The sequence below is a fragment of the Kitasatospora sp. NPDC056731 genome, from assembly GCF_040687675.1.
Lineage (GTDB): Bacteria > Actinomycetota > Actinomycetes > Streptomycetales > Streptomycetaceae > Kitasatospora.
On sequence record NZ_JBFBNR010000034.1, the window covers coordinates 26542 to 49129 of the forward strand.

At 72.9% G+C, this 22588-nt stretch carries 23 protein-coding genes, 1 tRNA gene and 1 pseudogene; 13 read left to right on the plus strand and 12 right to left on the minus strand.

Annotation, left to right across the window (positions count from 1 at the left end):
* Nucleotides 1–143 precede the first annotated feature (143 nt).
* From AB0R04_RS28570 to AB0R04_RS28595, 6 genes are all read right to left on the minus strand, one after another.
* Nucleotides 144–227: transfer RNA gene (locus AB0R04_RS28570), tRNA-Leu, on the minus strand.
* 61 nt (nucleotides 228–288) lie between these two features.
* Nucleotides 289–1617, minus strand: a complete 1329-nt coding sequence (locus AB0R04_RS28575) for a hypothetical protein (RefSeq protein ID WP_363376239.1) — start codon at nucleotides 1615–1617, stop codon at nucleotides 289–291.
* Between the two features lie 133 nt (nucleotides 1618–1750).
* Nucleotides 1751–2002, minus strand: coding sequence for a DUF397 domain-containing protein (locus AB0R04_RS28580; RefSeq protein ID WP_363376240.1), 252 nt, complete (start codon nucleotides 2000–2002; stop codon nucleotides 1751–1753).
* A gap of 19 nt (nucleotides 2003–2021) precedes the next feature.
* The gene (locus AB0R04_RS28585; RefSeq protein ID WP_363376243.1) at nucleotides 2022–2270 is read right to left on the minus strand and encodes a DUF397 domain-containing protein; all 249 of its coding nucleotides are present in this window, start codon (nucleotides 2268–2270) and stop codon (nucleotides 2022–2024) included.
* A 21-nt stretch (nucleotides 2271–2291) separates the two neighbouring features.
* Nucleotides 2292–2426 carry a DUF397 domain-containing protein gene (locus AB0R04_RS28590; protein WP_363376245.1) on the minus strand — a complete coding sequence of 45 codons (135 nt, stop codon included), beginning with the start codon at nucleotides 2424–2426 and terminating at the stop codon, nucleotides 2292–2294.
* Complete coding sequence (locus tag AB0R04_RS28595; protein WP_363376248.1) at nucleotides 2386–3336, minus strand: helix-turn-helix transcriptional regulator; 951 nt, start codon at nucleotides 3334–3336, stop codon at nucleotides 2386–2388. The genes AB0R04_RS28590 and AB0R04_RS28595 overlap by 41 nt, the downstream gene beginning before the upstream one ends.
* 160 nt (nucleotides 3337–3496) lie before the next feature.
* On the opposite strand from AB0R04_RS28595, the gene AB0R04_RS28600 reads away from it, so the two are divergent.
* From AB0R04_RS28600 to AB0R04_RS28615, 4 genes and pseudogenes are all read left to right on the plus strand, one after another.
* Complete coding sequence (locus tag AB0R04_RS28600) at nucleotides 3497–3955, plus strand: ATP-binding protein (protein ID WP_363376250.1); 459 nt, start codon at nucleotides 3497–3499, stop codon at nucleotides 3953–3955.
* A 13-nt stretch (nucleotides 3956–3968) separates the two neighbouring features.
* Nucleotides 3969–4535 (plus strand): hypothetical protein, encoded by a 567-nt coding sequence (locus AB0R04_RS28605; RefSeq protein ID WP_363376252.1) that lies wholly within the window; start codon nucleotides 3969–3971, stop codon nucleotides 4533–4535.
* Between the two features lie 125 nt (nucleotides 4536–4660).
* Nucleotides 4661–5014: pseudogene (locus AB0R04_RS28610) on the plus strand (IS982 family transposase); the annotation flags it as partial.
* A gap of 21 nt (nucleotides 5015–5035) precedes the next feature.
* Nucleotides 5036–5263 (plus strand): hypothetical protein, encoded by a 228-nt coding sequence (locus AB0R04_RS28615; RefSeq protein WP_363376253.1) that lies wholly within the window; start codon nucleotides 5036–5038, stop codon nucleotides 5261–5263.
* A 19-nt stretch (nucleotides 5264–5282) separates the two neighbouring features.
* Here the strand turns inward: AB0R04_RS28615 and AB0R04_RS28620 are convergent, their stop codons facing one another.
* Both AB0R04_RS28620 and AB0R04_RS28625 read right to left on the minus strand, forming a co-directional pair.
* Nucleotides 5283–6284, minus strand: coding sequence for a hypothetical protein (locus AB0R04_RS28620; RefSeq protein ID WP_363376254.1), 1002 nt, complete (start codon nucleotides 6282–6284; stop codon nucleotides 5283–5285).
* Nucleotides 6285–6422: 138 nt separating this feature from the next.
* Nucleotides 6423–7343 carry an NAD-dependent epimerase/dehydratase family protein gene (locus tag AB0R04_RS28625; RefSeq protein WP_363376255.1) on the minus strand — a complete coding sequence of 307 codons (921 nt, stop codon included), beginning with the start codon at nucleotides 7341–7343 and terminating at the stop codon, nucleotides 6423–6425.
* Between the two features lie 128 nt (nucleotides 7344–7471).
* Between AB0R04_RS28625 and AB0R04_RS28630 the strand changes: the two genes are divergently transcribed.
* On the plus strand, nucleotides 7472–8188 hold the full coding sequence (locus tag AB0R04_RS28630) for a TetR/AcrR family transcriptional regulator (protein WP_063351429.1): 717 nt from the start codon (nucleotides 7472–7474) through the stop codon (nucleotides 8186–8188).
* Between the two features lie 164 nt (nucleotides 8189–8352).
* Here AB0R04_RS28630 and AB0R04_RS28635 read toward each other — a convergent pair whose 3' ends face one another.
* Nucleotides 8353–8649, minus strand: coding sequence for a hypothetical protein (locus tag AB0R04_RS28635; RefSeq protein ID WP_363376257.1), 297 nt, complete (start codon nucleotides 8647–8649; stop codon nucleotides 8353–8355).
* Between the two features lie 221 nt (nucleotides 8650–8870).
* Here AB0R04_RS28635 and AB0R04_RS28640 point away from each other — a divergent pair, with 221 nt between their 5' ends.
* The gene (locus AB0R04_RS28640) at nucleotides 8871–9389 is read left to right on the plus strand and encodes a hypothetical protein (protein ID WP_363376259.1); all 519 of its coding nucleotides are present in this window, start codon (nucleotides 8871–8873) and stop codon (nucleotides 9387–9389) included.
* 126 nt (nucleotides 9390–9515) lie between these two features.
* On the opposite strand, the gene AB0R04_RS28645 is transcribed toward AB0R04_RS28640, so the two are convergent.
* Both AB0R04_RS28645 and AB0R04_RS28650 read right to left on the minus strand, forming a co-directional pair.
* The gene (locus tag AB0R04_RS28645) at nucleotides 9516–10322 is read right to left on the minus strand and encodes an SDR family oxidoreductase (RefSeq protein ID WP_363376262.1); all 807 of its coding nucleotides are present in this window, start codon (nucleotides 10320–10322) and stop codon (nucleotides 9516–9518) included.
* A gap of 134 nt (nucleotides 10323–10456) precedes the next feature.
* Nucleotides 10457–10987: a hypothetical protein gene (locus AB0R04_RS28650; protein ID WP_363376263.1), complete on the minus strand. Its 531-nt coding sequence runs from the start codon at nucleotides 10985–10987 to the stop codon at nucleotides 10457–10459.
* 168 nt (nucleotides 10988–11155) lie between these two features.
* Here AB0R04_RS28650 and AB0R04_RS28655 point away from each other — a divergent pair, with 168 nt between their 5' ends.
* The gene (locus AB0R04_RS28655) at nucleotides 11156–12076 is read left to right on the plus strand and encodes a sigma-70 family RNA polymerase sigma factor (RefSeq protein WP_363376266.1); all 921 of its coding nucleotides are present in this window, start codon (nucleotides 11156–11158) and stop codon (nucleotides 12074–12076) included.
* A gap of 79 nt (nucleotides 12077–12155) precedes the next feature.
* Here AB0R04_RS28655 and AB0R04_RS28660 read toward each other — a convergent pair whose 3' ends face one another.
* Nucleotides 12156–12731, minus strand: coding sequence for a nucleosidase (locus AB0R04_RS28660; RefSeq protein WP_244293463.1), 576 nt, complete (start codon nucleotides 12729–12731; stop codon nucleotides 12156–12158).
* Between the two features lie 386 nt (nucleotides 12732–13117).
* Here AB0R04_RS28660 and AB0R04_RS28665 point away from each other — a divergent pair, with 386 nt between their 5' ends.
* From AB0R04_RS28665 to AB0R04_RS28690, 6 genes are all read left to right on the plus strand, one after another.
* Entirely contained in the window at nucleotides 13118–14611 is a 1494-nt protein-coding gene (locus AB0R04_RS28665; protein WP_363376270.1) for a hypothetical protein, read from the plus strand.
* Nucleotides 14612–14627: 16 nt separating this feature from the next.
* Nucleotides 14628–15602: a transporter substrate-binding domain-containing protein gene (locus AB0R04_RS28670; RefSeq protein WP_363376273.1), complete on the plus strand. Its 975-nt coding sequence runs from the start codon at nucleotides 14628–14630 to the stop codon at nucleotides 15600–15602.
* Nucleotides 15603–15794: 192 nt separating this feature from the next.
* Nucleotides 15795–17150: a hypothetical protein gene (locus AB0R04_RS28675; RefSeq protein ID WP_063349413.1), complete on the plus strand. Its 1356-nt coding sequence runs from the start codon at nucleotides 15795–15797 to the stop codon at nucleotides 17148–17150.
* Nucleotides 17151–17155: 5 nt separating this feature from the next.
* A complete protein-coding gene (locus AB0R04_RS28680; RefSeq protein WP_363376276.1) occupies nucleotides 17156–19756 on the plus strand; it encodes a tetratricopeptide repeat protein in 2601 nt (866 codons plus the stop codon).
* 3 nt (nucleotides 19757–19759) lie between these two features.
* Nucleotides 19760–21085: a protein phosphatase 2C domain-containing protein gene (locus tag AB0R04_RS28685; protein WP_363376278.1), complete on the plus strand. Its 1326-nt coding sequence runs from the start codon at nucleotides 19760–19762 to the stop codon at nucleotides 21083–21085.
* Between the two features lie 122 nt (nucleotides 21086–21207).
* A complete protein-coding gene (locus AB0R04_RS28690; protein WP_063349411.1) occupies nucleotides 21208–22566 on the plus strand; it encodes a VWA domain-containing protein in 1359 nt (452 codons plus the stop codon).
* The last annotated feature ends 22 nt before the right edge of the window (nucleotides 22567–22588 follow it).

Below are 22588 nucleotides of genomic sequence, written 5' to 3' on the forward strand. Positions count from 1 at the left end.
CACGCACCCATCCTGACCAGCACAAACGCCGAGGGCCCCTCACGAAACCGTGAGGGGCCCTCGGCGCGCCCGAATAGCAAAACGGCCGGTCAAGCCGACATAGTGTCGGATCGACCGGCCGCATTGCGTCGGTTGAACATATGTGCGCGAGGGGGGAGTTGAACCCCCACGCCCTTTCGGGCACTGGAACCTGAATCCAGCGCGTCTGCCTATTCCGCCACCCGCGCATCTGGGTGATGTGGAATAGCTTAGCCCATCCGCGGGGGTGCTCCGGACCAGGTGGGAGGGTCAGTAGCTGAGCTGCTCGACGATCCAGTCGACCAGCACGCGGGAGACGTGGCTGTGCTCGGTGTTGGCGTCGTCGAACTTCACGGAGTCCAGGTGGCCGCTCTCCAGGGCGGCGTCGGTGATCGCGGCGGCCGGGTCGACGTCCCACTTCACCGGGTCGAAGTCCAGCGCCACCGCGCTGACGGCCGGCACGAAGGTGCCGCTGCGGTAGTCGTCGGAGATCTTCGCCTTGAGCGCGTCCGCGACCTTGCCGAACGAGTCCAGGGTGCCGCCGGGCACGGCGTCCAGCGCCGGGACGTCGCTGGTGGTGCTGCGGCGCACGGCCAGGCCGAGGTGCATGCCGCCGATCCGCTGCTCCTCGCCCTTGTTCGGCTGGAAGCGGGCCGTGGCGCTGGCGATCAGCGCCTGCCAGTCGAAGGCCACCTCGCCCGCCGGCAGCGGGAGACCGGCCCCGTCCCGCCGACCGTTGGAGACGCCGAGCTTGCGCGGGATCTGCGGGAAGTTGCCGACCCGCGCGAGATCGGCGAGGAACTCCTTGCGCAGGTCGCTGGAGGTGGCCACCGGGCCGGAGTACTTGGCGTTCTCGACCCACGCCCAGAGCAGTTGCTGAGCAGCGGGGCTGCGGATCAGGTCGGCCTGCTTGACGCCGTCCGGCCCGGCCGGGGTGTAGTCCTCGAAGAAGTACGCCATCTGCTGGAGGACGAGCGGGATCCAGGCACCGTTGTGCGGCGAGTCGAAGGAGAGGTACGTCCCCGTCTCGTGGTCCACGGTTGCGGACTCCAGCTTGGCGAGCGCGTAGCGGGTGATGATGCCGCCCATGCTCACGCCGCCGACGGTCAGCCGCTCGTCGCCCTTGCGCTCCGCGATGGCCCGGAGGATGGCCGCGATCACGACCTCGGCGTTGGCCTGGATGTGGGTGTGGCGCTCGTTGAAGCCGACCAGCACGATGTCGTAGCCCTGGCTGAGCAGTTGGTCGAAGAGGCCCGGCCCACCATCGGCGGCGGTGCTGAAGTAGGCGAACAGGCCGGGCAGGTCGCTCGGGCCGTAGTTGAAGCCGTCCGCGAAGAGGAAGGGCTTGCGCAGGCCGAACTTCGGGTTGGCGTAGTAGACCGCCGCCTGCCCGGTCGCCGTCTGCCCCTTGTACGGCGAGCCGGTCAGCTCCCACGTCACGTCGGCGTCGCGGCCGGCCCGCTCGCCCGACAGCGCGCTGGTGAACCAGATGCCGGGCGAGATCGAGTTGGCGATCTCCGCCAACTCGGCCTTGGTGGGCTCCGCCTGACCTTCCTTGAGGGCCGTCAGGGCTACGTCGATACGGGGTTCTTGTGCCATGGGGGTACCGCCTCGGTCGATGCGAGCAGGATCATGTGCGCACAGTGATCGACCGTAGTGGCCTGGTTACTCAAGGCACCATCGACGCACCGGAACTGATCGAAATCGTTCGGGTGCGACAGGGGATGACCGGCTAGAGCCGGAGCTCGCCGGCCCGGACAGCGGCGATGAAGGAGTCCCAGGAGGCGGCGGGGAAGACGAGGACCGGGCCATCGGGATCCTTGGAGTCACGCACCGGGACCGCGCCGGGAAGGAACCCGGGGGCCACCTCGATGCAGTTGCCACCGTTGTCGCCGCTGTAGCTGCTCTTGCGCCAGGCGAGGGCGACCTCGACGCAATCGCCTCCATTGCTGCCGCTGTAGCTGCTCTTCCGCCAGGTCACCATCGCCAGCTCCTCGGAGGTCTTACGTCGGGAAGTCGCCCTCACGGACTGCCCGCACGAAGGCTTCCCAGGCGACAGCCGGGAAAACGAGGACCGGGCCCTGCGGGTCCTTGGAGTCACGCACCGGGACGGCGTCGGGAAGGAACCCGGGGGCCACCTCGATGCAGTTGCCACCGTCGTCGTGGCTGTAGCTGCTCTTGCACCAGGCGAGGGCGACCTCGATGCAGTCGCCTCCGTTGCCGCCGCTGTAGCTGCTCTTGCGCCAGGTCAACACAGCTGCCCCCTTGGAGACTTACGCCGGAAAGTCGCCCTCACGGACGGCCGACACGAAGGCTTCCCAGGCCACGGCCGGGAAAACAAGGGCCGGGCCGTCGGGGTCCTTCGAGTCACGCACCGGGATGGCGCTGGGAAGGAATCCGGGGGCCACCTCGATGCAGTTGCCGCCGTCGCTGCCGCTGTAGCTGCTCTTCCGCCAGACGGCTGCGGCGAGCTCGTTGCTCATCATCTCTGAAACCCTCCAGCGCCTCGGCGATCAGCCGAAGCGAGTCGCACTCTGACAGGCAACCACCACGGAGCTGATCATAGCGACGCTGGTGCTCGGCCACACTGGCGGAATCAACGTTCAGATGCCCTCGATCAAGGTTCTCCGAGTAAGCCAAGCGCTGCCCGTCGGGCAGCTCAAGCAACACCATAGACGTCTTGATGAGAACCTGCCGGTTCGAGTACGGCGCCACGTGAATGACGATGTTCGGCAGCTGGGCAACTCGCAGCAGGTGCTCCATCTGACTTCTCATCACGCTCGGCCCACCGATGACCGTCCGGATGGTGCTCTCCTCAAGAATGACAACCAGCAGCGGTCCATTGGGGTCGAGAAAGCGGCTCTGTCGACTGAGCCGGGCCCTGGTCCGGTCCTCGATCTCCTTCGGATTCCCGGCCGCATCGCCAGCGGCAAAGACCGCGCGCGCATACTGCCAACACTGCAGCAGGCCGTACATCACGTTGTCCTGGTACGCCCGCATCCCGACGGAGATGGCCTCCACGTCCACGTACTCCTGGAACCAATCCGGGTGCTCGATCGAGGCGTTCCAGTCGACCCGCCCGTACAGCCGCGTCAGCAGGTCGCCGGTGTTCAACAGCCGCTCGATCTCCTCGACTTCCTCGACCGACGGCTTCCGCTTCCCGCCCTCCGTCCGCGAGATCACCGTCCGGTCGCAGTGCAGGAGCTTGCTCAGCTCCTCCTGCGTGTAGCCCGCCGACTCGCGCGCGTAGCGGACCTCCGCGCCGAACATGATCGCGGAGCTCGCCGTCGTTCCCCGCTTGACCTTCCGCTGTGTCATCGCTGCCCCCACTTGTGCGTCACACGTCCCACACGCCGATTTGGCGTCACCGTACCTCCGCAGCCCCGACCATTGACACCAGAACGCAATCATTTGCATGCACAGCGTGATTGCGCACTACCCTCACGCTCCCCCATCCGCCCCCTTGAGGTGCCCCGCCATGCTCAAAATCCGTACCGCTCCCCGCCCCCGCCCGTTCGCGGCCCGTCTGGACTCCTGCACCGAATCCACCCCCATCGCCCGGCAGTTGCTGCGCGCCTACCTCGCCGCACTCCCCACCGGCGACCGCTACCGCGACACCGCCGAACTCCTCCTCGGCGAACTCTTCGCCAACGCCGTCCAGCACACCGCCGACGCCCCCACCGACCGCCTCATCGAGATCCACTTCGCCCTCACCGGCGACCGCCGGCTCCGCCTCGAAGTCCACGACGCCGGCACCGGCCGCCCCTCCCTCCACACCCCCACACCCGACGACGAACACGGACGCGGCGTCCTCCTCGTCAACGAGCTGGCCGAGAAGTGGGGTTGCTGCCCCCGCGCCGGCGGCGTCGGCAAATTCGTCTGGGCCCTCATCGCCCCCGCACCCACCCCCACCCCCGCCACCCTCCTCACCGTCTGAACAGGTGCCCACCATGCGACTCCCCTTGACCGCCCGGCACCTGTTCGACACCGGCTCCACCCCCGCCGACACCTACGCCACCCTCGCCCGCCACACCCGCGAACCCCTCCGCTCAGCCCGCGCCGTCTGCACCGCCCTCGGCATCCCCGCCGCCGAAACCCAACGCCGCCTCAACGACTGCTACGACGCCCTCCTCGCCACCCCCCGCCCCGGCACCGAGAACGACACCGGCGAACTCCTCGAAGCCCTCGGCGTCTTCGACATCCCCAAGACCCCCGACGACCGCGACCTCGCCGTCATCGAACTCTTCCTCACCGCCATCGACGCCCACGGCAGCATCCGCGCCGGCCACCAACACGGCCTCACCCGCTGGTTCACCACCGGCAACCTCACCACCGCCTACCTCTCCCTCACCACCACCCACCCCCACCCCACCACCGGCAACCCCACCCACTACTGGACCACCCTCACCACCGCCGGCGAACTCCTCACCACCACCACCCCCGACCCCCGCCTCAAGTACGCCCTCGCCACCTGCCGCACCCAAGCCCAAGCCCAAGCCCAAGCCGCACGTTCCTGACGAAGCGGGCTGTGGCTTCACGTCCCACCGCCCCAACTCGTCCGAGACGCCCCATCGGAGAGATCCGACAGGCCGCCGCAGCCCAACTCGCTGGCGCGCATGACATGAAGCGAGGGAGTCCAGAGATCGGCATCGCGCCCCGGCTCAGTGATGCCGAGCTGGTCACCCTCCCCGTGATGCAGGCCCTTCTCGGCTTCACCTCCGAGCGCCGGTGGATCCGCCACGCCGATGCCCACCTGCGTCATCCCTTCCCGTACCTGCTCGGGCAGTCGGGCTACAACCGGCGGTTGCGCAAGGCCGCCGACCTGATCGCACAGGTCAACCGGCTGCTGGCGACCGACACCTCGCTGTGGACCGACACCGTGTGGGTCGTCGACTCCACACTGGTGGAGTGCGGGCGCTCCCGCGAGACGGCCAAGCGCTCCGACCTGGCCGGATGGGCCGAGTACGGCTACTGCGCCAGCCACTCCCGGTTCTTCTGAGGCCTGCGCCTGCACCTGGTGTGCACCCTGCACGGGCTGCCCGTCGCCTTCGCGCGGCGGTGGCGCGCGCGGGGACTGTTGGCCGAGTTCCACGACCGGATGGGGGGCATGGTCCGCGAGGACGCCGGCCGCGACCCGGAGCCGACCGCCGCGGTGATCGACGCGCAGTGCCTGCGCGCGGCGGCCACGGTGCCGGCGTCCTCACGCGGATACGACGGCGCGAAGATGGTCCCCGGGCGCAGGTGACGGTGGGCTCGGCGTTCGGTTAGTCCGCGGCGACGCGGGTGCAGCGCGGCTTGACCGGGCGGCCGGTCATGCCGGCGCTGCTGTGCGGCGCCGGTGGCACATGGTGGTGCCGGGCGACCGCCACAACGGACGCCACCATGCCAACGGCCAGCAGGGCCACGGCCGTCAGGGTCGCACCGTCGGGGTGGACGAGCGACTGGCCGCGCAGCGCTTGCCAGGTCAGGATCGCCAGCACGCCCGCGTAGGTCCCGGTCGCCACCAGGACCAGGCGCAGGCGCGTCCGCTCGTCGGCCAACCGCGGGAACCTGCGGGACAGTGTGATCAGCAGCCAGGCGAAGAGCGGGATGGCCTGCAGCGCGTGCATGCCGACGAAGTGGGGGATGCGCAGGTCGCCGCCGGTGCTGCTCCAGCCGGTGATGGCGATGCCGGGCGAGTCGTCGGCGACGCCGACGCTGTGTGCCCCCACGATGCCCACGGCGGCCCCGCTGCGCGTGGCACCGAGTTGGGCAGGGGTCGGGCTGGTCATGAGGAAGCCGAGTGCCATGCCCACCAGTGCGAGGAGCAGGCCGAGCCGGACGGACCAGGTGGCCGCGCGGTCCCCGGTCCGCTCGCGGAACAACCTGGCCGCGATGCCGAGGTTGGCCAGCCACAAGGTGACGATCGAGGCGGCCATCGCGAACCAGAGGCCGGCGTCCAGCGGTGTGGCGACGTTGAAGTGGCTCTGTCTGCCGCGGAGCACTTGGCCGACGACGACCACCATCTCGATCACGTTGGCGGCGGCAATCGTCGTCCCGAGCCACCAGACCCAGCGGGGGGCCGTACGGCCCAGGGACAGCATCCACGCGAGGGTCACCGAATAGATCGCGATGGAGAGGGAGAACTTGAAGGGCTTCAGCCAGATCGGCTCCCCGACCAGGATCCGGTCGTCGACCGCGAGGCCGACGGCGGATGCCAGGGCGAGGGCCGCCATGGCAGCGGCGAGCAGTACCAGCGGGCGGTGCCAGAGGCGGATCGTCATCATTTCCTCGGAGAGTGGACTGCACGGCGTTGCTCTACGCCACGCTGTGCTCGGAGTTGATTCACTGAACGCGGCTTCGGCCCGCTCCTGACTTCGCCGCAGGGTCTGCACAGCCCGACAGCCGATGCCGCGCACGTGGCGCTACCGGCTGAGCCGCGCCCGCCACCACTCGACGGTTGCCCCCAGCGCCTCGTCGATCGGGGTCGACACCTCGCCGAAGGTCGCGGTGTACGCCTGGGAGTCGAGCACGAACGGCCGGTCGAACTGGTACTGCACCTCCCGCAGTTCCCCGAGCATGGGGTTGACCAGGCCGACCAGGTGGAGTGGCCACCAAGGAATCCGGCCGACCCTGGCCGGCGGCAGACCCGCCAGCCGGCACAGGTGCCGGACCGCCTCCCGGGTCGACAGCGGCGGGGCGGTGGGAACGTGCCAGGCGCGTCCCCACGCCCGCTCGTCGGTACCGAGCCGTACGAGCGCGCGGGCGATGTCGGGGATATAGGTGAAGCTGTGCGGTGCGTCCGGGTTGCCGATCAGCCTGACTGCACGGCCGGCCAGGAGCGCGGGCATCATCCGCTGGGCGAGGTGGCCGGCCTCGGTGACGCCGGGCCCGAAGAAGTCCGAGGCGCGCGCCTCGGCGACGCGGATCCGGCCGGCCTGGTGCCGGGCCAACGCGTCGCGCCACATGCCGATGCGGACCCGGGCCTTGGTGCCGGTGCCTGCGAGCGGCAGGTCCTCCGTGATGGGGGCGTCGACGGGGCCGTAGCCGTACAGGTTGCCCATCGTCACCAGCACCGAGCCGGCGGCCTCCGCCGCGTCGAGGAGGGCGTTCGAGATCGGCGGCCAGTCGGTGGGCCACCGGTGGTACAGCGGGCTCGCGCAGTTGTAGATCACCTCGGCGCCCTTGGTGGCTTGCTGGAGTGACGCCGCGTCAGTGACGTCGAGCGCCGTACTCCCGTCGCCGCCGGAGCGACTCAGGACGACGACCTCGTGCCCCTGTTCGTCGAGCAGTCGCGCCGTGGTGGCGCCGACGGGGCCCTTGCCGATGACGATGTGCCGTGCCATGCAGGTCCTCCTGGAGAATTGAGAGAGCAGTGCTCTCTTCATTGAGGAGTGTTCGCGCAGCGGCGGGGAGAAGTCAAGAGCAGTGCTCTCTCTTGTGTGCACTGCTCTCGAATGAGAGGATGGACGGCATGACGGCATCGCAGACCGCGCGGCAGCTGGCCCGCGCCGAGCTCACTCGCGCGATCAAGGAAGCCGCCACTCGCCAGCTCGCCGAGACCGGGGCGGCCGCACTGTCGCTCCGCGCGGTGGCGCGTGACCTGGGCCTGGCCTCCTCGGCGCTGTACCGCTACTTCCCCAGCCGGGACGCACTGCTCACCGCGCTGATCATCGACGCGTTCAACGCGGTCGGAGCGGCCGCGGAGTCAGGGGCGGCGTCCGCCGCTCCCGCCGATCCGGGCGCCCGGTGGCTTGCCGCATGCCGGGCGGTCCGCCAGTGGGCCCTGGCCCACCCGCACGAGTTCGCCCTGGTCTACGGCTCGCCCGTCCCCGGCTACCAGGCCCCCACCGACACGGTCGACCCCGCCACCCGGGTCACCCGCCTGATGGCCGGTCTCGTCGTCGAGGCACACGCCTCGGGCCTCCTGCGACCCCCCACGCAGCCGCTCCCCGGGCCGAGGCTCGTCGCCCAGCAGGTGCTCGACAGCGCGGGAGGGGCACCGGCCGAACCGTACGCGGACCTGGTGGAACGGTCGCTCACCCTGTGGATCTCCCTGATCGGCACGATCAGCTTCGAGCTGTTCGGTCACCTGAACGAGGTGATCACGGACTACCCCGCGTACTTCGACGCCGCCATGACCATTGCCGCCGAGGCAATCGGGCTCGATGTCCTGTCGCCTCCTGCGTGACACTCCACTACCAGCGGCCTGGTCCGGCACCCGCGGTGGACACCGGCATGGCCCATCACGAGGACGGCGGGCAACAGGGCCTGCGGCGGTCGCGCTCCGTGCGGACCGCGCCCGCCCCACGGACGAAGGCCGTACGTGGGACGGACGCAGGTGGAGCGACCGGATCAGGCGGTCGGGAGGTTGCGAGCGGCAGCCTCGGCCTTGTCCGCGTGCTCGGCAGCGGCCTGCGCGGCCTGCTGGGCCTGGGCGGCGTGTTCGGCGGCGGCCTGCGCGGTGGCCCGGGCCTTCTGCGCGTACTCGGCGGGAGTCTGGGCCTGGGCGGTCGCCTTGGCCGCGTCCACCGCCGTCTTCGCCGACCCGTAGGCATCACCGAGCGCGGAGAAGACCATCTCACTGGTGGCGCCCATCACGCCGAAGAACGGGGTGTAGATCGGAGGGTTCCCGCCAGGGGTCGTGGCCATGTCCTGTGTCTCCAAGTGCCGTGTCCGATACGACTGTCCATGCTGCCCTCGCCAAGATCCACCGACAAGGGGGCGTCGGGGCACGGGTTTTGCGCAAGCCCCACCGGCCGGGTACCGGTGGGGCCCGAGCGCCGACCGGGAATTCACTCGTTCGCGGGCATGTCGCGGCGGTCTACTGGTGAACCAACAACCTTTTTTCGCCGACCAGTTGGGGGAATTCCGTGTTCCGCAGCAGCGAGCCGCGCAAGTTCCACATCCCCACCGACCGTGAGACCGCCGAGGAGTGGGGCGGGCGGATCGCCGTCCTGCGCGACGCGCCGCCCGAGTGGTTCGTCCTCCTCGGGCGGATGGGCAGCGACGGCTACCTCTGCCACGTCGACCTGAACTACCACCTGGACCGCGAGCTCGTCGCGATCGTCCAGACCTCCCGGGCCGTCCCCGACGGTTTCCGGGTGAAGTCCCTGACCACCCCCGGATCGCAGCTCTTCAACTTCCTCGGCAACTCCGGCCGCATCGACCCGCGCCACCACCTGGGCCCGCTCGACCCCGAATCCATCAGCGCCGGCGAGATCCACCTGGACGGCGAGCCCGTCCCCGTCGAGATCCACCACAGCCACGGCTGCCGCAGCGCCCTGCTCCCCCACCTCCCCGGCCAGGAGGGCTACGCGATCGTCACCGCACCCGACGAACACTGGGCGGCCGTCCTCGATCTGGCTCTTCAGCCCCCGTCGGCATTCTGACGCTGCCTCAAAACATCATCCCAAGGTGGGGTTTGGCTCAATGAACCCCACCTTCCGTGCCGAGAAGCGAACGGGGTGGCGGCGCTGAGGGCTGCCACCCCGCCGACTTCTCGGCGCCCCGAGGGATCACGCGGGCGGGATCGGGCCGAGGTAGGTGCCGCCGGAGGCGTCGATGGTCTGGCCGGTCACCCAGCGGCCCTGCGGGCCCGCCAGGAAGCCCACCACGTCCGCGACGTCCTCCGGCTGGCCGATCCGGCCGAGTGCGGTGATCGATTCGAGCCCGGCCATCGCCTCGGGGACGCCCGTCCACTGGGACGTCATGTCGGTCAGGATCACCCCGGGGTTGACGGTGTTCACGGTGATCCCGCGCCGGCCGAGCTCGTTGGCGAGCGGTGCGGCGAGGGCCACCAGCGCCGTCTTGCTGACGGTGTAGCCGATCTGGACCGGGGAGCCGATCCGGGCGGCCGCCGAGGCCACGTTGACGATCCGGCCACCGTCCCGCAGCAGCGGAATCGCCCGCTGGATCACGAAGATCGGCGTGCGCACGTTGATCGCCATCAACCGGTCGAACTCCTCCTCCGTGAGCTGCCCGATCGACCCGGCCAGGTGGATGCCCGCGTTGTTGACCAGGATGTCCAGGCCGGCCCCGCCGTCCCCACCAACCTCGCCGTGCTCGCCGTGCTCCGCCAGCCCGGCGGCGAGGCCCTCGAACAGCTGGTCCAGCGCACCGCTCTCGCCGAACCGGGCCCGCACCGCGAACGCCCGGCCGCCGGCCTTGGCGATCAGCTCCACGGTCTCCGCGGCGGCCGCCTCGTTGCCGCCGTAGTGGACCGCGACCAGCGCCCCGTCGGCGGCGAGCCGCTGCGCCACCGCCCGCCCGATCCCGCGCGAGCCGCCCGTCACCAGCGCGGTCCTGCCGTCCAGTTCGCCCACGATCGCCTCTTCCCTCGCGCCGCCCCCGGTCGGATCCGGGGCCGGTCTCCCGCCGTCACGACCCGAGGCCGGACAACCCTTCATGTATGCCCGGGGCCGGAGAGCTGATGCCGCCAGGCCGCACGACCATCCGCTCAGGCCTGGAACAGCGGCTCGTAGGCGTTGCCCTCCTCGGCGTTGAGCAGCACGTACGCGGACCCGAGCCCGAGCGCGACCTCCCGTAGCCGGGCCAACGCCGCAGCCACGCCCGGGACTTCGAGGCCGAGCGCGGCGGCGGCCGCGTCCCGCTCCGCGTACAGGCCGGGCTCGTCCTCCAGGTACTCCTCGGCGGCCTCCGCGCTCTCCTCCACCGTCAGCCGCGGGCAGTCCCGCCACCACGGCACCGCCAGCAGCAGCCGGACCAGCTCCGGCAGCCCGACGGCCAGCACCGCCGCGCCGCCCTCCGAGTCGGCGTACAGGACGGAACGCTCCTCGCCGCCCTCCCCGCACAGGAAGAAGGTGCCGCCCGCGCCGTCCTTGGCCACCGGCTCCAGGGCTTCCCCGGAGGCGAGCACCACCTCCTCGACGTGCGGGTAGTGGTCGAGGCTGAGGTCGCCCGGCCAGGCCAGGTAGTCGAGGGCGGCGGGGTTGGCGCGGATCGCGTCGAGCAGCGGGGTCGTCGGCATGGCCGCCACCCTAGAACTCGGCGGTGACACTCACGACGGCAGCCGCTCGGAGGTGTTCGCCACCCGTCGTCTCCGACTCGCCCCGGGTGGGGAGTTGATCTCTACGGCGCAGCCGTTGTTGGGTGGCTCCTGTTGCTCTGACCCCCAGCGGCGAAGGAATGTGACACGGTGGACGAGAAATTACCTCCGGACGAGCGGGCCGCACTGTTCGAGGCGCAGCGGCCCCGGCTGCGGGCCGTGGCGTACCGGATGCTCGGCTCGGTGAGCGAGGCCGAGGACGCCGTCCACGAGGCCTGGCTGCGCTACGACCGCACCGACGCCTCCGACGTGCAGAACCTCCCCGGCTGGCTGACCACGGTGGTCTCGCGGGTCTGCCTCAACCTGCTGCGCGGCCGGGAGCTGCGCCGCGAGGAGCCGCCGGAGGCCGGGGCGGGTGAGCCGGGCCCGGCGCGCATCCCGGACCCGCTGCTGCGGCGCGAGGGGGTGGCCGATCCCGGGCAGGAGGTGCTGCTCGGGGACTCGGTGGGCCTGGCGCTGATGGTGGTGCTGGAGTCGCTGGCCCCGGCCGAGCGGATCGCCTTCGTGCTGCACGACCTGTTCGCGGTGCCGTTCGCCGAGATCGCCCCGCTGATCGAGCGGACGGCGGCCGGGACCCGCCAGTTGGCCGACCGGGCCCGCCGCCGGGTTCAGGACCAGGCGCCGACGTCCGACCCGGACCCGGGCCGTCAGCGGGCCGCCGTGGACGGCTTCTTCGCGGCCGCCCGCGCCGGCGACCTGGGCGCGCTGGTGGCCGTGCTCGCCCCGGGCGTGGTGCTGCGCTCGGACGGCGGCGAGGTGCGGGCCGGGCACCCGGTGGTGCTGGCGGGCGCGGCCGCGGTGGCCGACCAGCCGGTGCTGTGGGGCGGGCTGTCGCCGTTCGCCCGCCCGGCGCTGGTCAACGGCGCCGCGGGCGCGGTGGTGATCGGCGAGGGCGGCCGGCCGCTGTCGGTCATGGCGTTCACCGTGGTGGACGGCGCGATCGCGGCGATCGAGGTGCTCACCGATCCGGAGCGGCTGGCGGCGCTGGACCTCTCGGCGTTCCGCGACTGAACGCGGCGGGCGAGAGGGAGGCCGGCCGCCCTCTCACCCGCCCGCGCCGGTCGGCGCCGCACGTCCTCGGGACGCGCCGTCACCAGCCCTGTGCGACGACCCAGTCGGCGAGGTGGCGGGCGCACGCGTCGACCGACTCGCGCCAGGTGTGGCTCGCGCCCTCGCCGGCCTCGTCGCTGACGTGCTTGACCAGGCGCACCGGCACCCCGAAGCGGTGGGCGACGGCGGCGACGGCGTAGCCCTCCATGTCGACCAGGTCGGCGTGCTCGGCGAGCCGGTCGCGGGCCGCCGGGTCGGAGACGAAGAGGTCGCCGGTGGCCAGCACCGGCCCGTCGCCCTTGCCGACCACCAGCGGGGCGCCGTAGCTACGGCCGGTGAGCGCCAGCAGGGCCGGGGTGTCGAGGTCGTGCTGGATGACCTGGACGACGTGGTGGGTGCCCTCCCAGCCGGGGCGCAGCGCGCCGGCCGTGCCGAGGTTGATCACCTCGGACGGCTTCTCGCCCTGGGCGAGGACGGTGGCCAGCGCGGCGGTGGCGTTGATCTTCCCTATTCCGGTGAGCAGGACGGGCAGCCGGTCGTCGAGGTGGGCGGCTTCCTCGCGCACGGCGACGACGAGCAGCGGGCGGTCGGGCGTGATCGTTCCAAGCAGGCGCATGCTGCCCATCGTACGGAGGGTGTCCGCCGAAACCAGGTGCACCGACCGCGCCGGGAACGGTGGCGTCACGGCGGGATCGCCCCCGCAGCCGGCCCCGGGGTCCGGCCTCGACTCGCCGCGTGCCGCCGCCGCAACCGGACCTCGCCGCTCCGGCTTGTCGGAGGAACCGCATAGGGTGCATCCCGCGTCGGACGGTTCACCGCCGGCCGCCGGCCGCCGGCCGCCGGGCAGCGGGGCCCCGGGGGCGTGCGGGAGGCGTGCGCCGCGTGTGCAGGGCAAGCTCAAGATCGGCGCAATTCGGGTGTGGCCAGGGGGAGTCACGGCCATACTGCTGGCATCGGCCGGGCCCCGGACAGCGGGCCCGACCCCTGGGGAGGATGAGGCGGGTGGCAACACCAGTAGGTAACGGCGCACCGGGCGCCGTGGTCCCGGCACGGCCGAGCGGCCCGCCGGGCACGGCACCGGCCGTGTCGGGCGTCCGGGGCGTCCCGGCGTCCAGACCCGGCGCCGCGCCCGCCCGGCGGCCGTCGGCCGGGCCCGCGCCGCGCGGCCTGTCCGGCCTGCGGGCCCGGCTGGCGAACGCCACCCGGACGGCGCCGGGCCGGCTGCGGCTGGCCGGGGCCGTGCTCGCGGTGCTGACGGTGGCCTTCGGCGCGCTGACCGCCTGGCAGTTGGAGACCAAGGCGGAGGCCTCCAACCGGGTGGTCCAGCACAGCCAGCCGCTGAGCAAGGACGCGGCCGACATCCACCGCCTGCTGGCCCGCGCCGACACCACCGCGGCCACCGGCTTCCTGCTCGCCGGGGCGGAGACGAAGGCCGTCCGCGGCGACTACGAGGGCGATCTGGCCGCGGCCACCGACCTGATCACCAAGGCCGCCGCGCAGACCACCGTCGGCTCCCCCGCCTACCAGAAGCTCACCGAGCTGAACAAGCAACTCCCCGTCTACGCCGGCCTGGTGGAGACCGCGCGGGCGAACAACCGGCTGGGCCTGCCGCTCGGCGGCGCCTACCTGCGGTACGCGTCCGAGCAGATGCAGGGCACCCTGCTGCCGCGCGCCGCCGAGCTGACCGCCATCGAGAACGACGAGCTGGACAAGGACTACGCCGAGGCGAAGTCCAGCCCGTGGGCCGCGTACGGCCTGGGGGTGCTCACCCTCGGCGCGCTGGTCTGGGTGCAGCTGACGCTGTTCCGCCGCACCAACCGGGTGTTCAACCCCGGCCTGCTCGGGGCCACCGCCGCCGTCCTGGCCGGGGCGCTCTGGCTGGCCGTCACCGGCCTGACCACCAACGCCGCGCTCCAGCAGAGCTGGAAGCAGGGCGCGCAGCCGCTGCGGGCGCTCAACACCGCCCGGGTGCAGGTGCTTTCCGCCCGGCTGGCGGAGAACCTGAACCTCGTCGCCCGCGGCTCCACCACCGCGTACGCGGACCAGTGGACGACGATCACCCAGCAGCTCGCCGGGGGCGAGCCGGCGAACGTCCCGATGGAGCAGCACTCCGGCTCGCTGCGCCAGGCCCTCGACCTGGCCCCCGCGGACGCCCGGCAGCAGATCGGCGAGGCCGACCGGCAGTACGAGGCGTGGCGCACCCGGCACGACGCGGCCCACACCCTGGAGACCCAGCAGGCCGACTACCAGGGCGCGCTGCAGGCGACCGTGACGGCGGACCCGGCCGCCGAGGCGAACACCGCGGACGGCGCCTTCAAGGCCACCGACCGGGCGCTCGACCAGGCCGCCACCACCGAGCAGGACCACTTCGAGCGCTCCGCCAAGGGCACCGAGGGCGACCTCCGGCTCGCCGCCCTCGCGGCCGCGCTGCTCGGCGTGGTGGCCGCGGCCGCCGCGCTGCGCGGCCTGGGCCGTCGACTGGCCGAGTACCGGTAGAGGGGGGAACGGACACATGCGCAGGAGATCCGTACGCACCAGGCCGGCCGCCGCGCTGGCGCTGCTGGCCGCCGGTGCGGCCGTGCTCGGCGGGGGCGGGCCGTCCGGCGCCGTACCCGCGGCCGCCACGGGCGCACCGCAGGCCGTCCGGTCGACCGGGCAGGAACAGGCCGGGCAGGAAGAGGCCGAGTCCTGCGACCTGACCAGCACCGTGCCGCCGAGCACCGTGGACGGCACGGCGGTGAAGGCCATCAAGGCCAAGGGCACCCTGATCATCGGCGTGGACCAGAACAGCTACCGCTGGGGCGCCCGCAACCCGAACACCGGTGAGCTCGAAGGCTTCGACATCGACCTCGCGAGGGCGATCGGCGCGGCCGTCATGGGCGACCCGGCCAAGGTGGTGCTCAAGCCGGTGTCGACCGCCGGCCGGGCCGACGCCCTCACGGGCAACCAGGTCGACCTGATCGTCCGCACCATGACGATCAGCTGCGCCAACCTGAAGAAGGTCGCGTTCTCCCGGTCGTACTTCAACATCAAGCAGCGGGTCCTGGTGCCCCGGTCGTCCACGGCCAAGAACCTCGACGAGGCGATCGGCGGCAAGACGGTCTGCGCCGCGGACGGCTCGGTCGCCAAGGACGTGCTGAACGCGAAGAAGAGCGCCAAGCAGCTCGTCCTGGTGACCAACCAGCTCGACTGCCTGGTCCGCATGCAGCTCGGCAAGGTCGACGCCACCATGACCGACGACGAACTGGCGGTCGGCCAGGCCGCGCAGGACCAGACGGTGAAGGTGGTGGACGGCTTCGAACAGCCGGAGACGATCGGTGTCGCGATGCGCCAGAACAGCACCGACCTCACCGCCCGGGTCAACCAGGTGATCTCCGACTACTACGCGGACAAGGACAAGGGCTGGCAGAAGTCGTTCGAGCGGTGGGTCCAGCCCTACCTGCCCGAGAACTCCAAGGACCCCGGCCTGTACTGGCCGGCCCGCTGACGCACCGGGCGGCGCACGGGCGTCAGCAGGCCGTTGACGCGGTCTTGACGCCCACCGCCCGCTCCGCCCGAACGGCCACCGGCTAGGGTTCGGGACGATCACCACGGGGAGACCGGTGGTGGGCACGGGGGTTGTCGTGGGATCGCACGTCAGGTACGTCGGGATCGCACGCGAGGAAGGAAGGACACGGCGTTGGCGGCTTCGGCTGGCCCGGTACTGAACCGGGAGGAGGTGGACCGCGCGCTGGCGCGCCTCGGCGCGGAGCGGGACGCGGTCGAGTCGGCGCTGCTCGCCCTCCAGGACCATCCGGGCCTGCGGCTGCTCGACGGCGCCGAACTGACCGGGCGCACGCTGGAGCGCTGGTCCGTCGCCGGGAAGGGCCTGCCACTGCTCTGGGCCCTGTTCGACCGCTACGCGGAGGCACTGGCCTCGGCGCGCGCGGTACGGGCCCGCAAGGCCAAGCCCGGCGCGCCCGAACTCGCCGAGCTGAGCGAACTGCTCACCGGCGACGCGGTGACCGTCCCCGGCGGCGCGCTGCCGGACGGCCCGCAACTGCTCGGCGCGCCCGCCCGGCTGGTCGAGCGGATCAGCCTGGACGCGCTGATGACCCGGATGAACTCCTGGTACGCCACCGTGCTGGAGGTGGTCAGCGCCGCCGACGCGGTCTGGTCGGCGCTGCCGGCCCGGATCGACCTGCTGCTGGCCGAACTCCACCGGGTGGGCAACCTCGCCGCCTCGCTCGGCGTGCGGGCCGGCGGCCACCCGCTCGCCGACGACCTGGCCGGGCTGGACGCCGACCTCACCGGGCTGCGCGCCGAGGTGCGCGAGGACCCGCTGGCGCTGTGGCGCCCGGCCCGGGTGCCCGCCCAGCGCGGCACCGTGCCGGAGGGCGGCGCCTTCGCCACCCCCGCCGGGGTGGTGGACACCGAGCGGTTCGACCGGGCCGGGCGGGCGCTGGACGGCGTCCGGGTGGAACTGGAGAACCTGCTGCGGCTGCGCGACGACGCCGAGGAGCGCCTCCAGGGCGTCGGCGACCTGCTCCAGCGGGCCGACGCCACCCTGGCCGAGGCCCGCCGGGCGCGCGGCGAGGTGCTGGCGAAGATAGCCTCCAGCGACGTCCCGGCGGTGCCCGGGCCGGCCTCGGCGCTGCGCGAACGGATCGTGACGGCACTGGAGTTGCGCCAGGGCGGGCAGTGGGGCCGGCTGGCGCCGCTGCTGGACACGCTGGAGGACGCCGCCGCCAAGGAGCTGGCCCGGGCCCGGCAGTCGCTCACCGAGGTGACCCAGCCGCTGGCCGTCCGCGCCGAACTGCGCGGCCGGCTGGACGCCTACAAGGCGATGGCCGCCCGGCTGCGGGTCTCCGAGGACCCGGAAGTGATCGAGCGGTACGAGAAGGCGCGCTGGCTGCTGTGGAGCGCGCCCTGCGACCTGCGGGCGGCGGCCGCCGCGGTGGCCCGCTTCCAGCAGTCGCTGCGGCCGGCGCAGGCCGAGGCCGCACAGGAGACGACCGGCCAGACGCCGGTCGACGGACAGGTCCAGGGGGGCTGAGGTTGATGGGCGGGACGTGCGTACGGCCGGAGTGCTCCGGCAACGGCAGGATCGACGCGGACGGCTACTGCGACGAGTGCGGGCTCGCCCCGGCGGGCGGCGGCACCGTGGCAGCTTCGACGGCGGCCACCGGCGCCCCGCCGGCCGCCGGCCCCGGCGCGCCCTGCCCCCGGGACTGTTCAGGCGCCATCGACACCGACGGCTACTGCGACGAGTGCGGCCTCACCCCGCCCGGCGGCGACACCGGCGTCACCCAGCCCTACGTCCCGTCCTCCCGGGTCTCCACCGACTCGGCGCGCAGCGGCTCGATCCGCTCGACCCGCACCGGCTCGGCCCGCTCGATGTCCGGCCGCTCCCGCTCGCACCGCTCGACCCGCACCGGCAGCAGCCGCTCGGTCTCGGTGCGCAGCACCCGCGGCAGCGTCAGCGCGGGCACCCGCAACCGGCTGGGCGCCGGCCTGGTGACGGTGCCGACCGTCGAGACGGCCGACCCGTCGCTGGCGGTGCTGGAGAACCCGGAGGTCCCGGAGCGCAAGCGGTTCTGCTCCAAGTGCGAGACCCCGGTGGGCCGGGAGAAGAACGGCCGGCCGGGCCGCCCGGACGGCTTCTGCACCAAGTGCGGCACGCCGTACTCGTTCACGCCCAAGCTGCGCCGCGGCGACCTGGTCGGCGGGCAGTACGAGGTGGTGGGCTGCCTGGCGCACGGCGGCCTCGGCTGGATCTACCTGGCGATCGACCGGCGGGTCAACGACAAGTGGGTGGTCCTGAAGGGCCTGCTGGACACCGGGGACGAGGACGCGCTCGCCGTGGCCGTCGCCGAGCGCCGCTTCCTGGCCGAGGTGGACCACCCGAACATCGTCCGGATCATCAACTTCGCCGAGCACCTGGACCTGGGCTCCGGCTCCACCGACGGCTACATCGTGATGGAGTACGTCGGCGGCAAGTCGCTCAAGGACATCGCCAACGACCGCCGCACCCCGGACGGCCGGCGCGAGCCGCTGCCCGTCGAGCAGGCGATCGCGTACGCGCTGGAGGCGCTGCCCGCGCTCGGGTACCTGCACAGCCGGGGCCTGATCTACTGCGACTTCAAGATCGACAACGTGATCCAGAGCGGCGACGCGCTCAAGATCATCGACATGGGCGCCGTCTGCCGCCTCGACCACGACGGCCCGATCTACGGCACCGTCGGCTACCAGGCCCCCGAGATCGCCACCCACGGCCCCTCCCCCGCCTCCGACCTCTACACCGTGGCCCGCACCCTCGCGGTGCTCACCTTCGACTTCCAGGGCTACAGCACCACCTACCGGGACACCCTGCCCGGCCCCGAGGACGTCGAGGTCTTCGCCCGCTACGAGTCGTACTACCGCTTCCTGGTCCGCGCCACCGACCCGGACCCGGCCCGCCGGTTCTCCTCCGCCGACGAGATGGCCGACCAGCTCACCGGCGTGCTGCGCGAGATACTCGCCCTCCAGGACGGCCGGGCCCGGCCCGCCCTGTCCACCCTCTTCGGCCCCGAACTACGCGTCGTGGACACCGAGTTGGTCATGCCCACCGAGCAGCCCGGACAGCTCCTGGTGACCGCCCTCGACCCGGCCGCCGCCGCCCTCGCGCTGCCCGTCCCGCGCGTCGACCCCGGCGACCCCAACGCCGGCTTCCTCGCCACCCTGCTCGCCACCGACCCCGAGGAGGCGCTCGCCGCCCTGGCCGGCGCGCCCGCCCTCTCCATCGAACGGCGGCTGCGCGAACTGCGCGCCCACCTCGAACTCGGCCGCCGCGCCGCCGCCGAGGAGGCCCTCGACGCCCTGGAGCGGGAGTACCCGGACGACTGGCGGGTCGTCTGGTACCGCGGCCTGGTCGCCCTGGTCGGCGCCGTGCACGGGCCGGACGGCCCGGACGGACCGGACAGCCCTGGCAGCTCGGTCGCCCTGGTCGGCGCCGCGGGCGGCCCGGACGACCCGGACGGCCCGACTCCGCCCGACGAGGCCGGGCTGCGCGCCGCCGCCGAGGCCTTCGACGCGGTCTACGACGCCTTCCCCGGCGAGGCCGCCCCCAAGCTGGCCCTCGCCATCTGCGCCGAACTCCTCGGCGACGGCGGCGACGCCGCCGAGTTCTACCGACTCGTCTGGACCACCGACCCGGCCTACCTCAGCGCCGCCTTCGGGCTCGCCCGGGTCCGGCTCGCCGAGGACGACCGGCCCGGCGCCGTCCACGTCCTGGAGTCCGTCCCGGCCACCTCCAACCAGTACACCGCCGCCCGGATCGCGGCCGTCCGCGCCCGACTGCGCGAACGGCCCGCCACCGACCCGCTCGCCGCCGACCTCGGCGCCAGCTCCGACCAGCTGACCGCGCTGCGCCTGGACGACCGCCGCCGCGAGGAACTGGCCGTCGAACTGCTCGGCGCCGCCCTCGGCTGGGTCACCGCGGGCTCGACCGGCGCCCAGCAGGGCGGCGGCACCACGGTGCTGGGACGACCTGCGGTGGAGCGGGAACTGCGCTTCGCCCTGGAACAGTCCTACCGGGTACTCGCCCGGTTGGCCGACCGGGCCGAGACCAGGATCGAAATGGTGGAGCGGGCCAACCGCGCCCGCCCCAGGACGTGGGTGTAGCCGATGCCGCAGCAGACCGTGTGCCCGAGCTGTTCCGAACCGCTGGAACCGGAGGACGCCTACTGCGGCGCCTGCGGCGCCAGCCGGGACGGCCGGGCCGCCCCGGGCGCGATGCCCGCGAACTGGGCCGCCGCCCGGGCCGAGGGCGCCCCGCCCCAGCACGGGCCGGTCTGCGCGCACTGCGGGCTGCCGCAGGTCACCGCGGACGGCTACTGCGAGGCCTGCGGCGGCGCCCAGCCGCGCCCGCGCGACCACATGGAGAAGTCCCTCGCGGGCGTCGCCGGGGTCAGCGACCGCGGCCTGCGCCACCACCGCAACGAGGACTCCTTCACCATCGCCGCCACCTCGCTGCCCGGCGGCGAGCCCGTCGTGGTCGCCGTGGTCTGCGACGGCGTCTCCTCCTCCGACCGGCCGGACGAGGCCTCCGAGACCGCCGTCGACGCCGCCTCCGAGTCGCTGCTGAGCGCCCTGGAGGCGGGCCGCGAACCCACCGCCGCCATGCGCCAGGCCATCGCCGACGCCGCCGGGGCCGTCGCCGACCTCGCCCAGGCCGGCCCCGGGCCCGCCCGGCCCGACCTCAACGCACCCGCCTGCACCTACGTCAGCGCCATAGCCTCCGGCGGCCGGATCACCATCGGCTGGGTCGGCGACACCCGCGCCTACTGGATCCCGGACGACCGCGCCGGCGCCGAGCCCTTCCGGCTCACCCAGGACGACTCCTGGGCGGCCCGGATGGTCGAGGCCGGGCTGATGAGCGAGGCCGAGGCGTACGCCGACCCGCGCGCCCACGCGATCACCGGGTGGCTCGGCGCCGACGCCGAGGAGGTCGTCCCGCACACCCTCGACTTCACGCCGCACGTCCCCGGGGTGCTGCTGATCTGCACCGACGGACTGTGGAACTACGCCGAGGCCGCCACCGACCTGGCGTACTTCGTCCGGCCGGACGCCCGCACCGAACCGCTCGCGGCGGCGCAGACCCTGGTGAAGTTCGCGGTCGCCGCCGGCGGCCACGACAACATCACCGTCGCCGTCCTGCCGATCGACCCGCCGGCCGCAGGCGCCGGTGTCGGTGCCGAGGACCAGGGCGAGGACGAGGACGACCCCCGGACCGCCACCGCGCTCGACCTGCCGCTGATCACCGCGGCGGGTGCCAGGAGGGCCGCCGAGGAGGACGAGGACTACGAGCCGACCCTGCCGGACCTCCCGGTGATCGGCTCCCCCGCCGCCCCGCTGCCCCCCACCGCCCCGCCGGCACCGCCCGCACCGCCCGCCGCACCGCCGACCGCACCCGCCGTCCCCCCGCAGCCGCCGCACCCGCCGACGGCCTGACCGGACGCCGCCCGCCCGGGGCCGACCCCGGCGGCCACCCGGTCCGCCGGCCCGCCCCCGACGCGGCCGGCCCCCACCGACCGATCCGTACCGACGACCCTTCCGACGGGAGCCACCGGCCCATGGCAACACTGGCGAAGCCGAACCTGCCCAGGTTCGACGTGGAGATCTTCCAGAACGAGTACCTTGCCGACGGCGCCCGCGAGGTCAACGCCATCGTCACGGTCACCGCGACCGGCGGCGGCACCTCCGGCGGCCGCCCGCTCGGCATCGCCGACGCGGGCGGCCCGCAGAGCGCCGACACCGCCGCGGCCGTGGTGATCCTGGTGGACTGCTCGGGCTCGATGGACTACCCCAAGACCAAGATCAACGGTGCCCGCGAGGCCACCGCCGCCGCCATCGACGCGCTGCGCGACGGCACCGCCTTCGCCGTGGTCGCCGGCACCCACGAGGCCCGCGACATCTACCCCGGCGACGGCACCCTCGCCACCGCCTCCGCCACCACCCGCGGCCACGCCAAGGAGTCCCTGCGCCGCCTCACCGCCGCCGGCGGCACCGCGATGGGCACCTGGCTGGCCAAGGCCGACAAGCTCTTCCTGACCCGCCGCGACATCGCCATCCGGCACGCCGTCCTGCTCACCGACGGCAACAACGAGCACGAGTCGGCGGTCGACCTGGAACGCGCCATCGAGCGGGTCACCGGACACTTCACCGCCGACTGCCGCGGCGTCGGCACCGACTGGCGGATCGACGAGCTGCGCAAGATCTCCTCGGCGCTGCTCGGCACCGTCGACATCGTCGCCGAACCCTCCGGCCTGGCCGAGGACTTCCGCTCGATGATGGCCGGCGCCATGGGCAAGCAGGTCGCCGACGTCGCGCTGCGGATCTGGACCCCGGCCAACGCCGCGGTCAAGTTCGTCAAGCAGGTCGCCCCCGCGGTCGAGGACCTCACCGCCCGGCGCGCCGAGGCCGGCCCCCGGGCCGGCGACTACCCCACCGGCTCCTGGGGCGACGAGAGCCGCGACTACCACGTCTGCGTCGAGGTCCCGGCCGCCTCCATCGGCAACGAGATGCTCGCCGCCCGGATCAGCCTGGTGCTGCCCCCGCAGGTCGGCAGCGGCACCCCCGAGGTGCTCTCCCAGGGCCTGGTCAAGGCGGTGTGGACCGACGACCTGGCCTCCTCCACCCGGATCAGCCCGCAGGTCGCCCACTACACCGGGCAGGCCGAGCTGGCCTCCTCCATCCAGGAGGGCCTGGAGGCCCACCGGGCCGGGGACGTCGACACCGCCACCTCCAAGCTGGGCGCCGCCGTCCGGATCGCACACGCGACCGGCAACGAGGGCACCTACAAACTGCTGCAGAAGGTGGTGGACGTGGTGGACCCGAAGGAGGGTACGGTTCGGTTCCGTAAGAACGTGAGCGAGGCCGACTCGATGACCCTTGAGACCCGGTCGACCAAGACGGTGCGTGTGAAGAAGTGACCGCTGAAGACGTGACCGGGCC